The 12,346-nt window shown below is 41.3% G+C and carries 12 protein-coding genes; 7 read left to right on the top strand and 5 right to left on the bottom strand.

Annotated features, from left to right (window positions below):
• Both BN3659_RS03690 and BN3659_RS03685 read left to right on the top strand, forming a co-directional pair.
• Positions 1 to 1,086, top strand: a complete 1,086-nt coding sequence (locus tag BN3659_RS03690; RefSeq protein ID WP_091534668.1) for an NUDIX domain-containing protein — start codon at positions 1 to 3, stop codon at positions 1,084 to 1,086.
• Between the two features lie 22 nt (positions 1,087 to 1,108).
• Positions 1,109 to 2,563 (top strand): TolC family protein, encoded by a 1,455-nt coding sequence (locus tag BN3659_RS03685; protein WP_091534666.1) that lies wholly within the window; start codon positions 1,109 to 1,111, stop codon positions 2,561 to 2,563.
• Here the strand turns inward: BN3659_RS03685 and BN3659_RS03680 are convergent.
• From BN3659_RS03680 to BN3659_RS03665, 5 genes are all read right to left on the bottom strand, one after another.
• A complete protein-coding gene (locus tag BN3659_RS03680; protein WP_091534665.1) occupies positions 2,553 to 2,975 on the bottom strand; it encodes a nucleotidyltransferase family protein in 423 nt (140 codons plus the stop codon). The genes BN3659_RS03685 and BN3659_RS03680 overlap by 11 nt on opposite strands.
• 353 nt (positions 2,976 to 3,328) lie before the next feature.
• The gene (locus BN3659_RS13065) at positions 3,329 to 3,487 is read right to left on the bottom strand and encodes a hypothetical protein (RefSeq protein WP_171847691.1); all 159 of its coding nucleotides are present in this window, start codon (positions 3,485 to 3,487) and stop codon (positions 3,329 to 3,331) included.
• 149 nt (positions 3,488 to 3,636) lie between these two features.
• Entirely contained in the window at positions 3,637 to 5,931 is a 2,295-nt protein-coding gene (locus BN3659_RS03675; protein WP_224757895.1) for a DGQHR domain-containing protein, read from the bottom strand.
• A 5-nt stretch (positions 5,932 to 5,936) separates the two neighbouring features.
• Positions 5,937 to 6,755: a DNA adenine methylase gene (locus tag BN3659_RS03670; RefSeq protein ID WP_091534702.1), complete on the bottom strand. Its 819-nt coding sequence runs from the start codon at positions 6,753 to 6,755 to the stop codon at positions 5,937 to 5,939.
• Positions 6,756 to 6,772: 17 nt separating this feature from the next.
• On the bottom strand, positions 6,773 to 7,924 hold the full coding sequence (locus BN3659_RS03665; RefSeq protein WP_091534663.1) for an AAA family ATPase: 1,152 nt from the start codon (positions 7,922 to 7,924) through the stop codon (positions 6,773 to 6,775).
• Positions 7,925 to 8,381: 457 nt separating this feature from the next.
• On the opposite strand from BN3659_RS03665, the gene BN3659_RS03660 reads away from it, so the two are divergent.
• The 5 genes from BN3659_RS03660 (at position 8,382) to BN3659_RS03640 (ending at position 12,158) form a co-directional block, all read left to right on the top strand.
• On the top strand, positions 8,382 to 9,656 hold the full coding sequence (locus BN3659_RS03660; RefSeq protein ID WP_091534661.1) for a site-specific integrase: 1,275 nt from the start codon (positions 8,382 to 8,384) through the stop codon (positions 9,654 to 9,656).
• Positions 9,657 to 9,728: 72 nt separating this feature from the next.
• A complete protein-coding gene (locus BN3659_RS03655) occupies positions 9,729 to 10,232 on the top strand; it encodes a hypothetical protein (RefSeq protein ID WP_141682478.1) in 504 nt (167 codons plus the stop codon).
• 124 nt (positions 10,233 to 10,356) lie between these two features.
• Positions 10,357 to 10,683: a helix-turn-helix transcriptional regulator gene (locus BN3659_RS03650; RefSeq protein WP_091534700.1), complete on the top strand. Its 327-nt coding sequence runs from the start codon at positions 10,357 to 10,359 to the stop codon at positions 10,681 to 10,683.
• A gap of 12 nt (positions 10,684 to 10,695) precedes the next feature.
• Positions 10,696 to 11,058, top strand: a complete 363-nt coding sequence (locus tag BN3659_RS03645; RefSeq protein ID WP_141682477.1) for a DUF6291 domain-containing protein — start codon at positions 10,696 to 10,698, stop codon at positions 11,056 to 11,058.
• Between the two features lie 95 nt (positions 11,059 to 11,153).
• Positions 11,154 to 12,158: a BT4734/BF3469 family protein gene (locus BN3659_RS03640; protein ID WP_171847690.1), complete on the top strand. Its 1,005-nt coding sequence runs from the start codon at positions 11,154 to 11,156 to the stop codon at positions 12,156 to 12,158.
• Positions 12,159 to 12,346 lie beyond the last annotated feature (188 nt).

Here is a 12,346-nt window from a genome sequence, read left to right as displayed (position 1 = left end):
ATGCGTATTACAGCGGGTCTATTGATCATTCACCGGAATCGTGTACTTTTAGTGCAACAGAGATGCGATCCTGACAAAAGCCGTCTATCGATCCCCAAAGGCGGCATATCCGACGGAGAATGCCCTCTCGATGCCGCAATTAGGGAAACAGCGGAGGAAACGGGAGTAATCGTCGATAGAAAATATATCGATACGGCTCCACGGCTGTTGAATATCCATAATAAGGTATTTGGCAGAAGATTGATCTATTTTATCGTCAATCTTCCCGACAACGATCCGTTGCCGCACATTGAAATTTATGATTCGCGAGAAATCGTATGGGCGGGTATGCTGGATGCTGAAAACGCATTTGTCCATATCCAACGCTCCCAATTACCGATATTATTTCATTTAGATGAAACACATATCGATTCGAGGATTTTGGATCGCCTCTTATCCGATGGATATATATCCAAATCCCGTCATCCGACCGAAGAACTTTATATTTACGATTATACGAACAAATGCAAGAGAGACGAGTATTGGAATGAAGTTACGCTTTGGTGCAGAGGAATCATCTTGGACGGAAATAATAAAATTTTATATCATCCTATTAAGAAATTTTTCGAATACGAACAACTATATCCGGAATTTAGACCTCGAACATCCGATTTCAAGATTTATGAAAAAAAAGACGGTTTCTTGGGAATTTTGTATTGGACAGACGGCTTGCCCTTTTTGGCAACACGAAATTCGTTCATCTCGTATCCGGGAATTCGAGGGAATGCAATATTGTATAATAAATATTCGCATCTATTTCATCTTCTTGATTCTCGCTATACTTATTTTTTTGAGATCGTATTTCCTAATGATTTTCTCGTAACAGACTACGGAGAGACCGAAGATTTATTTTTATTGGGAGCATATGACAACGATAAAATGCTTGAAATTCCTTTAGAAAACATCGATCTGCCCATACCCCGAGTTCGACGTTATCATATGCATGGAGGTATTTCGGAGCTTATGCAACATGATTCGGCCCGTGGTGAAGGGTACGTTTTATTATTTGATGATCATTCACGGCTGAAGATAAAATTTCCACAATAAAAAGCAAAATACAAGTTAAAACATGAGAATGCTCTTTATTCTGCTGTTCATAGTGATATCGAGTAAACAAAAGTCTTTTGCTCAAATGTACTTGACATTGGATCGAGCGATAGAGTTGTCTCAATATTCGAACGATTATGAGACGCTCCGAGCTGATTCGACGATTGCACGCTACAACGATCGATTGTTCGAAATCAAGGTGCTGCCTAAAATAAATTTGAGCGCGACGTTGCCTAATCTGAACAATAATATTTCGCCCGTAACTTTGGCTGACGGCAGTGAGAAATATGTGGACAGGTTCTACTCGAGCGCCAATGTCGGACTCAGCGTATCGCAACTGATCCCATTTACGGGCGGTACGTTGTCCCTATCCTCGGCATTGGACCGATTGGACAACTTCCATCCGGAGCATAGCATATCTTATAACCTGAATCTCATAAATTTTACGTATAGCCAAAAGATTACAGGCTACAATCAATACAAATGGGAGAAAAAATTATACGAGGTACAAAAGACGATTGATAATATACAGTTGATTCAACGAAAAGAGTATATAAAGGGAGAGGTCATCGAGCTTTTCTTTTCGCTCTATATTGAGCAGCGTCGTCTTGAATTGAATCAATTTGTATTAGAACTTGCGGAATATGTTTATAAACGTGCTGTCAAATTATTCGAAATGCGCCGAATCTCAGAAGAGGACCTGTTAGAAACCCGGATCGAATATTACAAAGCGCTGAATAATAATAACGATATGGATATATCCATTGCAAGACAGAGGCTCATGGATTATCTGAACATTCGCAACACAAACGAATTGTGGGTCGATTTCTCTCCCGCTTGTTTGGACGAATATCGATTCGATTTCGATCCGATGAAAGTCATCGATTTGGCAATGCAATACTCAACGGACTTGTCGCGAGAATACGATATATTGCAGAATGAACGGAAATTAAAAGACATCAATATAGATTCCAAACCGTCTGTTTCGCTTTCGATTGGAGGAGGAATCAACTCGCAGGCGGATACTTATTCGGCCCTTATGGACTCCAAATCCCGGCGGTTTAATGTCATTTTATCCCTATCTGTCCCGTTATTCAATTGGGGGACGAATAAGATCAATAAAAATATCGTATTACAAGAAATACACAAATCGGATCTTCAGTATGAGACGACGAAGAAAAACGATTTAGCCTCCTATAAATATGATCTTCGAAATGTCGAGATACTTCTATCCGAAATAAGAGAAGACAAAGCATTGTTGGAACTGCTCGACAAGAGGCTCGAACTGATTAAAATGAATGTTCGATACGGGAAAATAGATATGAGCAAGATTATTCAGGCCGAAAAACAATTTGTTCAGAATCACATGAATTATATCAACAAAATCAAAACCGTCTTTTTACTGATATATAAATATAGGGCGATAGCCTTGATCGACATACGGAATAACAGCAGCATCGTGAAGTTCACGAGTTAACAGGTATTGCCCCAGTTTCCGCTATCGGACCTGCACTCATAATAGATGTTTGTTGTTTTAATTTACTTGTAATATATTCAATAAGTCGGTCTACATCACTATTTTGATCGACAACTATCCTCAAACCGCCAATATCTTGGAGCTGAGTCAAACGAGTATTCAACCTTCTCAATTTTTTTAAAATTTGAGGTTTTCGTTTTAATCTTTGAACTATAATATATGTAGCGTTATCTGACCTAAACCAGTTCTGAATAGCAATAGTTGTAGATGTTAACGGCTGCAAATGTGCTTGCCTAAAATCGTCAAAAATCTTATCTGCAGCCACCCACTCTTCATATGTCTTAAATTTTTCCTTAGCAAGAATATTCCCTGCCCTATCAATAGCCGATTTAGAAATAATTTGTTGTGACATAATAATTATTTTATAGAAACCACTAACAGACTATAGCGCACACTATTTTATATCATATACGAAATAATAAATCACCATTTAACATCGCTTCTCAGCTATCATATTATATTAATTATATCGTCGTGACATTCTAAATATCTTTTCATGCAGCCATTACTCGAGGACACATATTCTAACCTTTATTGACGAAAAAAGTTCTTTAATATACAATAATTTATTTATTTTTAAAATTCTAATTTTAGAATAATTTAAGCCGATGCGTTAAATACATAGATGATCCCATAGAGAAATAATGAATCCCCGACATCCGAAAATGCCGGGGATTATTCATTCGGACAACCGACCCAAGTTTCCTATTTCAGATCGCGGGCCTTGATACGCACGACCTTTCCATCGCGCACGACGACCAGTTTGCCGTCCTCCTTCTTGGTCTTTTCAATCAGACGCTTTTGGGCAAGCAAAATGCCTGCGTCGATTTTTTCCTGCATTTGTTTGATCTCAATCTCGCTCATAGCCTACGATCTTTTGATAAAATCATGGAATCACAACCTTATATATTCGAACTGAAAAAAAGCGGAACATCAATTTTAGCCGTGTTGCCAGCAAACATTTACCCCAAAATTTTTTACCTTTTGCCCCCATCATTTAACTAAATTAAGTCCTAATCAGAAGTTTCTATTAACCATTTATGCAATTCTGATAAAAACTCAAACTCTTCTTCTTTTACACTATATGTGTGAAAGTTATTGTTTCTGATGCGTTCTAATTTCTGCATCCATTCTGTTTTGGCTTCTTTATTTCCACCTTTCTCTTCTCCGGGTTTGGTGTAATATTTTTCAAATATATCTCTCCAGTTGCTCCCATAAGTGGCTATTCTTCTATAGTCTATGAGGGTTAAACAATCCCATGGGGAATACTCCTCAGATACATCTGTAATTTCATAATTCTTTTCAGATGCTAATTGGTTGGCTTTATCATAGACGGCCTTGGGGACACCTCTTTTAAACCATTGGCTTCCATAAACCTGCTCTAATTTAGTTTTAAAATCCTCTTTCATAAAGGTTTCAATATCCCGAATAAATCTGAACGAATCTTCATTATATCGTTTGTCTTCATCTTTCCAATACTTATCTAATCCGTCCGGATGAAAATCAGAACGGACCTTTGATATTTCGCGTTGCAAGATCCTCCAAACTTTTGTTCGCCCTGCTATACCATAGCTTTTCTTTAATTCTATTTTAGATTCCGATGTCAGATTTTTATAGAAATCTATAATTGGATCCAAATAAAATACCATTTCCTGCATGACATTTTGTGTCGAATCAACTTTGGGGTTTACACCCTTTGCTTTAACAATGTGATCGACAATATCGCTAAATAAACGAAGCAGGCTTTCGATATTGGCATTTATTGTTAAAAAACCGTCATCAGCATCTCCTTTTGCCCACTCTTCTGGTAAATTATTTTTTATATAATCAAAACAACCTACAATAAAAGGGAAAAGCCTCTCTAATGTCGCATCATTATTCCCTTTATAGAAGGTTCCATCCGTTTTGATAGAATCTTTATCGAATGTCCCAAAAAAGTTTCCACGGTCCAAACCGACTTTAATAGTATCAATCGTTATACAACGCGTTGCCGATTTAATATTTTCTCCAATAATAATACGATCATAAAGTGGGGATTGCATTTCTTCTCCTAAGCTCAAGGCAATTTGAAGTTTTAATGCTTTAATTTGTTCCGTTCGATTTTCTGAATTCCATAGCAAATCGGAATTTAAGGTGTTCCGTAGATTCTTGGGAACCGCCTTTTGGTTCTCATTGATCTGCATAAATAATTTGACTTGCTGCGTTCTCTCCAAATTAATAAAAGCAACTACTGGAATACAATTTGTCGCTTTATATGGAGAATTTGCATAACCATACAGCCTATGCTGTCCATCAATAATATATGCAGATCGATATTTTTTTGGCAAATGAAGAATTCCTATCCTTGAAATACTTTTTTCTACCTGATTACCAGCACTATCAAATCTAACCGATTTTCCATTTGTATCAATATTTATAATTATTGAATTCGGGAAAAAGCCTCCATTATCAACGAAGTTCTGAACTGATTTTAGTCTTGACTTTTTAATTAAACGTTGATATGTAGGCATGAGTTTTCTGTTAGCTTTGTTCCTATGCAAAACATAGCCTATTTTGAGTAGCTTTTCAGGTTCAATCGAAAAGGAATAATAAGTATATCCTCCCATCTTACCTTTAATGGCAGGTATTCGGTTATCCAATTCAGGAATCGTTTGACCTTCAAAAATACTTCCTAATAATTGATATTTGGCTGAAGTCCCTAAATGCTTTGTAAGCTCCCGATAATATTTAAGAGTTTCTTCGTCAAAATGAATTATACCATAGTTATTTAATCGTGCATTGTCCTGTTCTGACAAGTAATAGTTCTTTGTGGCAAAAATGAACTTAATCTTATATTTGGTATCAGGAAATAACTGTTGAATTGTAGTTATCAATCCTTCTTTCTTACCTCCTATCGCCTCTATAGTTTCTTTGAAGTTACTCTGCTTAGGATTCCCTGCAACTTTACATTCAATTATCAATATGGTTTCCTCATCCGCAACAAATATATCTATTTGCTGGGTTAATTTTTCATCGTTACTATATGGTAACCTAAAGTTCCGATCTTTATTGAGGAATGAGAATCCCATGCGTGCAAAAAGAGTCCAAACGTCATCCTCAAATGCCATATCCATTGGTTTCCGCCTTTGCATTCTAATAGATGTTTTATAACGTTTGTAGACCACCCATCCATCAGTTTCATATTTGGTCACCAATTCATTCTGCACACTCTCAAACATAAATTCTTTCGCTTTTGCCGAGAGCACGGTTGTTAAGGATTTCCCTGAAACCAATGAATTGAGAATATTTTGCTTGGTCTCTTCTTTCATGTCTCTTATTTTATAAGGTTGGTAAAAATATATTCTTTGGTTTGACCCCGTTTTGCATTTATTCCCCCAATTAGGCTCGCACGATTCAATTCTATGCACCAATCTCCATTATTGAATATTTTTTTAATGGTTTCATGGGCAGCATTTGTAAGAATATAGTATGCTCCAATTTTTTTGATATATTGTATCAAAGAGTTTAACCTAATCTGATCTTCCAAAGAAAATATTTTTTGGTTATATTTGATAAACCCGTTGTTATTATGCGAGACTGTATATGGCGGATCCAAAAACACCAAATCATTAGGCTTTATATTTTGTCTTACAAGATCGAAATCCCCATATCTGAGAATTGCATTCTGTAGTGCGTTGCTTACATCTAATAACGATTTTTCATTGAGAAATTCCTTTTCTCTAAATCCATAGGGAACATTATATTCCCCCTTGAGATTCACCCTATATATACCGTTAAATGAAGTCTGATTTAGATATATAAAACGTGCCGCTCTTGTTATTTCATCTTGGGGATGTTCACTCCTTATTTTGTAATATGAATCTTTATCGTTGCAATATGTGCATAAAACTTTAATTATATCATACGGGTAATCTCTTAAAGCAATGTATGTTTTTATAAGATCTTCGTTAAGATCAGATAAAAATGCTTGTTGTGAAGGTTTGATTGATAGAAATACGGAAGCACCTCCTAAAAAAGGTTCATGGTAATTATCAAATGCGATATCTCCTATTATCTGAGGAAGATATTTGATTAACCAATTTTTTCCACCAGCCCATCTTAAGCATGGTTTTACTATATTTTCACCAGTCATATATAGCACTCTCATATTCAAAGATACAGATTATTTCCATATAATTTATTTATCCACATGGCAAATAATCGGTCGGTTACAGAAAAAACCTTGTTAATCTCGGTGATGAGGTCCTTTTCGAGCAATTTCTTTGCGGCCGACTGTACCGAACTGGCCGAAGTAAGACTGTGGCGTTTGATGAAATCGGCGGATGTAATACGCTCGGCTTCGCCCTCCTTAGCGATGGCATAAAGCAACTCCTTCTGCTTTTCGGGAATGTTCGACAGAATCTCCCGGAAAATCGTATCGTTCGAAGCAATCATATTATCGATGGCAGCCCGGATGGTCTCCAACGTACATTCGTCGCCTTCGGGCGTATCGGCGAACGATTCGTTGAAGGTTTTTTGGATATAGTAGGTGTGCCCCTGAAAAAGCGTATAAACCTTTTCCGCATCGACGGCGGCTATCGAACGGTTGCGCCGCTCGAAATGCCCGACAATAAACGGAATGTAAATCTCCGCAGGAATGGCTTTCAGCTCCAACATGTCGGCACTGTGGTAGAACGGGCGGGCGGCTGATGCAAACATCTCCTGCATCATGTGGCGTTCGCTCCCGGCAAAGATAAAATGGCTGTTCTCCGACCTTTGGATGTGAGTCCGCAACAAAGCCTCTATATTCTTCTCCGGATATTTGGCAATTTGCTGGAACTCGTCAATCGCTACGATGCAAGGCTTGTCCACATGAGCCAAATATTGAAAAATCTCATCGAGCGTATATTCGGGCCGCTCGATATCTCCCAACTCGACATTGAAAGTAGGTAGATTGGAGATGGGGTCGAACCCGAATTTCCCGCTGATGGATTTAATCGTCTGAATAAAAAGAGTCGCCATTTTACGACTGCGAGGCAGGAGTGTTTCGTAGATCTCCCGACCGAGCAGATAGGTAAATTCGCGAAGGCTCGACGTATGCAGAATATCGATGAAAAAGGTGTAATACTCCTTACCGATTTCCGGCTTGTCGTAACAGAACTGAATCAGTCCTGTTTTCCCCATACGACGCGGTGATATGACAATCAAATTATTACCGTTAGTTACCGACTTGACAAGCCGGGCAGATTCGCTTACCCGATCGCAAAAATACTCCGGAGCGATCTTTCCGGTCACGATGAATGGATTTATAATCTTCGCCATAGAAATATCATTTTTTGCAAAAATAATTATTTTATTCAGATTATGCAAATAGAATAATTGCTTTAGTAAAGTAATTACACCCTTTCGCCGACATAAGACCGAACCGAGGAAATAGAGTTACGAATAAAATATCAAAATATCGAGATTTTGCAAAAATCTCGATATTTTGATCTATACAAATGCGAATCCACTATTTTAACACCACAATGTACAGATTTATCAATAGGCCTACAATTAAAACCGAAAAATAGTTGCAATCGCTCCATCGATCTATTATTATTGCCTCGTCTACGACAGATGGGCAATTTAGTAATCGCATCATACTCTGCAATTCTCGGGTAGGCGGTTAGTGCTTCGGCCGGATCTATCGAATCCAGCTTTGACAGTATCTTCATTCGCTTGTCGTATGACATTTCGATAACTATCAGCGAATCAAGAAGAAAAACTATGCAAAGCTATGGCTTATTCCATCCGGTTTCCCCGTCGTCACGACAAGGCCGACCGCAATGGCCGTTATGCGGTCAGGCTGTGTATCACCAAGAACAAGCGGCGCAAATATATCGCGCTCGATCTCTACGCCGATCCTGCATATTGGAACGAAGCAGGCGAGCAGTTCATCATCCTGCGCAACCTGAAAAGAGCCGAGCAGAAAGCCAAGAACAAACGGCGCGAGGCCGACAATGCGCTACTGGCGAAATACAAGGTCCGCGCCCGCGAGATCGTCGAACGCTTCGAGATCGAAGGTATCGACTGGACGCTGAACCAGTTCGAGGACGCCTTTCTGAACACCTCCAAGCAGGGAAAGTTCAACGCCTATTTCACCGACCGCATCGCGGAACCGCACGCGACGGGGCATATCGGTAATTCGCAAACCTATAAACAGACGCAGGACATGTTGAGAAGCTACGACCGGAAGCTGGATCAACGCCTCTTCTCCGACATCGACCTGCGCCATGCCCGGGGATCCGATATGTTCCTTCAAAAGCTGGGCTGTTGCGGCAACACGTGCAAATTCTATTTCAAGGCATTACGGGCCATTCTGAACCGGGCCAATACGGAGGGTATCGGCTCGGCGGCGCCCTATCCGTTCGGACAGGCCGGGTTCGAGGTCTCCAAACTCGAAGAGGCGACCGCCAAACGCTACCTGCCTGCCGACGAGCTGTCGAAACTCAAAAGCATCGCGGCCAGCAATCCGCCATGCGAATACGCCCGCAAGCTGTTTCTATTCTCTTACTATTGTTACGGCATTTCGTTCATCGACATGACGATGCTCACGGCCGCCCATATCAAACAGATGGAGGACGGCGACTATATCGTTTACAAGAGGCAGAAGATCAAGCGGCAGAAAGGGGTCAAACCGATTTCTATCAAAATCACGCCCGCAATCCGGCAACTGATCGGGAGCCTGCAAGCGGCCTCGCCGACCGTGGACGATTTCCTGCTGCCGATCGTCACCCGCTCCGGCTATACGGGCGAGCGGCTCTACATGCACATTCGGACCCGTTACAGCAAGTACCAGAAATACCTGCGCCTGCTCGCCGAGGAGCTCGGAATCGATTTCCACCTGACGAGCTACGTCTCCCGCCATACGGCGGCCATGACCTTGCAGCGCAACCACATCCCGCGCGAGGTGATTTCTCAGATGCTCGGCCATGCCGATCTGGAAACCACGAACGTCTACCTCGACGGCTTCGACAACGGAGTAATCAACGAGGCGGCGAAAGTTCTCTAACAGCCGCCGCGGGTTAATTTAATTTGTCCTTTGGTACTATAAGTACAAATTTACGATTCAAAATAAACTACGATGAAAATTCCGTTCAGCTATCAAACCTTTTCAGCATTGCTTCCGGATGAAACGAGGGCCATTGCCTACTATACAGAATGGCACTCGACCTATTGTCCCGACTGTAATATCCGGCTCATACGACCTTTGAGGAGAAGAAATCCGCTGCTGTTGCGTTGCCCGCAATGCGGGAAGACCGTCTCCGTTTTCACGGGGACCGTCCTTCAGGGGACGCGGACGGACCTCCGATACTGGCTCTATACCGGCATGCTGTTTTATTTCTGCAAGAATCATTTCCCCCAGTTCCAGCTACCTCATCTGTTGTCCATAAAATCCATAAAGCAGGAGGTCGGAGCCACCTCGGATCAGACCATGCACCGGATATACACGACCCTCAGGCGGCTTTTCGAAAGCACGGATGAGGACGACATAGATTTTCGAGACCTCATATTCAGACCCCTCTATTTACACGCCCAGCAACTCCGACCATTCTCATTGACCTATACGGGCTTAATCGTTCATTAAATTCATCATCTTCATTAAGTACCCCTGCGGAATAGCTCTCTCGCAGGGGTGCTTTCATCTTAGACCCTATGTATATTCTATTATCATATTTCAGTATAGAAACACACTTTAAAGCAATATGATCATGACAAAAATTACCGACGACACTCCGATCGCAATGCTGACCGTGGGACAACTGAAAGAAATTCTCGGCATCGACCGAATCTTGGGTAATCTTACTACGAATCAAGCTCCGACCGAGCAAGTAATGACCATCGAGGAGGTCGTGCGCCTGACCGGATACAGCAAGGCGACGATTTACAAATTTACGAGCGATAGAAAGATTCCGTTTCGCAAGCCGGAGCATGGCGGAAGGCGTCTCTACTTTCTGCGCGAGGAGATTCTCGACTGGTTGCAAAGCGAATCGCACCCGACGATCGAACAATACTGTAATAACCAAATTAAACACTAAACAATCAAAGTTATGAAACCAAACCAAAATTTAGACCCGTTGGCGGCATTGAACAATGTAACGGAAGAAGAATTGAGCGCAATTCAGGAAAAGGAGGCTGCGAAGCCGCGAAAGAGGAAACCGAGAGAGGGCTTTGTATTCCTCATCTCATTTTACGAAGCTATCGAACTTATGCCTGAACGTCTTCAGCATAAAGCTTATAAAGTTTTAACGCGTTATGCGCTATACGGTGAAATGCCCCCAAAAGGAACTCCGACCCGAATCATGCAATCTTTCGTGGGGTGGAAACGACTGATCGATGCCAGCTCCAAGAAATACGATAAAGCGATCGGGGATCGGTTCGCAGGAAAGGCAGATAGTAAAATCAAACGATGACACGCGCCATTCAAGTGCCGGATCGAAATATCTGACAACCGAACAATAAGCAGGCAATAAGTGAACAAGAACTCAAAATGCAAAATGCTAATTATATGGAAGATAGCAAATATTTATCGCAACAAATCTTAAATACAAACAGGAGTAATTCCAATAACTCATACTCAAAATTTATGACAAACACCGTCGTTCGGATTCCAGCGGGGATCCCATCGCCTAAAGTATCTCTTTTCGAGAACATGACCTCGGTCGTTCCAATCGAGGAAATATCTCTCTGGGAATTCTTATTAAGCTCGGATTACCAAGACATCGTGCATATTTATCGGGAAACGCAGGATCCGGCGGTCCGCAAAGAGATAAAGAAGTTCCGCCTCCCTTGTGTGACCGTTTCCGGAATATTCGATACACGAGCCCGAAAAAGGCTCGTGCATCGGCATAGCCGTTACATCTGTGTAGATATTGACGGCAAGGATAATCCCGGGGTCAAGGGAAGATGGTCCCGTGTTAAAGAGTTATTAGCTGAAAAGTTCAGTAGCCTGTGCTACGCGGGGCTATCCGTCGGAGGTAACGGTCTATGTCTTGTTTTCCGAATAGCCTATCCAGAGAGGCACCGGGCGCAGTATTTTGCACTTATAAACGAAATCCGGACAAAAATCCATTTGTACGCAGATTCAACTTGCTGCGATGTCACCCGTCTGCGTGTCGCAAGCTATGATCCCGAACCGTTCTTTAATCCGAATGCCGTTCCGTACCTGAACCTCATAAACAAAGACTACGGAGTACCCTGCAAAAACGACCGATCGGCCTCCATGGATGTAGATACCAAAATGAGAGTGTATGCGTGTATAAAAATAATATCAGACCGACAAATAGACATCACATGCGGCTATAAAGTATGGAGAGCTATCGGGCAGGCACTTGCCAACGAGTTCGGACCGGAAGAAGGGCGACGACTATTCCACTTGGTGAGCCAATGGCACTCCGATTACTACCCGACCGAATGCGACCGATTATTCGACTGGTGCATAGCCAACCATGACTTTATAAACATCAGCACGTTTTTCCACCATTGTCGGGAATACAATATTACATTCAAATAACCGTCTCAGAATACGTTTACGGGGGCTGTCTAACAATAAAATGTTAGTCAGCCCGATTTGGTTTTTCAGAGTTCATGCCGCAGCCATGAGATTTTGGTTAAGCGATAAAATGCGTTCCTTCGATGTGCGTTTATGTTCACAATGAGCATATCCATCTAATAAATCACCTTTTAATGTTATTAGCTTTC

The sequence above is a fragment of the Alistipes sp. CHKCI003 genome (assembly GCF_900021155.1).
Lineage (GTDB): Bacteria > Bacteroidota > Bacteroidia > Bacteroidales > Rikenellaceae > Alistipes > Alistipes excrementavium.
Note: the sequence above shows the minus strand (reverse complement) of the source record. Positions and strands in the feature narration are given on the sequence as shown.

Coding starts and splice junctions, on each gene's coding strand:
- BN3659_RS03690 (WP_091534668.1), top strand. CDS start 1: ATGCGTATTACAGCGGGTCTATTGATCATTCACCGGAATCGTGTACTT.
- BN3659_RS03665 (WP_091534663.1), bottom strand. CDS start 7,924: ATGGCGAAGATTATAAATCCATTCATCGTGACCGGAAAGATCGCTCCG.
- BN3659_RS03660 (WP_091534661.1), top strand. CDS start 8,382: ATGGCTTATTCCATCCGGTTTCCCCGTCGTCACGACAAGGCCGACCGC.
- BN3659_RS03685 (WP_091534666.1), top strand. CDS start 1,109: ATGAGAATGCTCTTTATTCTGCTGTTCATAGTGATATCGAGTAAACAA.
- BN3659_RS13065 (WP_171847691.1), bottom strand. CDS start 3,487: ATGAGCGAGATTGAGATCAAACAAATGCAGGAAAAAATCGACGCAGGC.
- BN3659_RS03650 (WP_091534700.1), top strand. CDS start 10,357: ATGACAAAAATTACCGACGACACTCCGATCGCAATGCTGACCGTGGGA.
- BN3659_RS03640 (WP_171847690.1), top strand. CDS start 11,154: ATGGAAGATAGCAAATATTTATCGCAACAAATCTTAAATACAAACAGG.
- BN3659_RS03645 (WP_141682477.1), top strand. CDS start 10,696: ATGAAACCAAACCAAAATTTAGACCCGTTGGCGGCATTGAACAATGTA.
- BN3659_RS03675 (WP_224757895.1), bottom strand. CDS start 5,931: ATGAAAGAAGAGACCAAGCAAAATATTCTCAATTCATTGGTTTCAGGG.
- BN3659_RS03655 (WP_141682478.1), top strand. CDS start 9,729: ATGAAAATTCCGTTCAGCTATCAAACCTTTTCAGCATTGCTTCCGGAT.
- BN3659_RS03670 (WP_091534702.1), bottom strand. CDS start 6,755: ATGACTGGTGAAAATATAGTAAAACCATGCTTAAGATGGGCTGGTGGA.
- BN3659_RS03680 (WP_091534665.1), bottom strand. CDS start 2,975: ATGTCACAACAAATTATTTCTAAATCGGCTATTGATAGGGCAGGGAAT.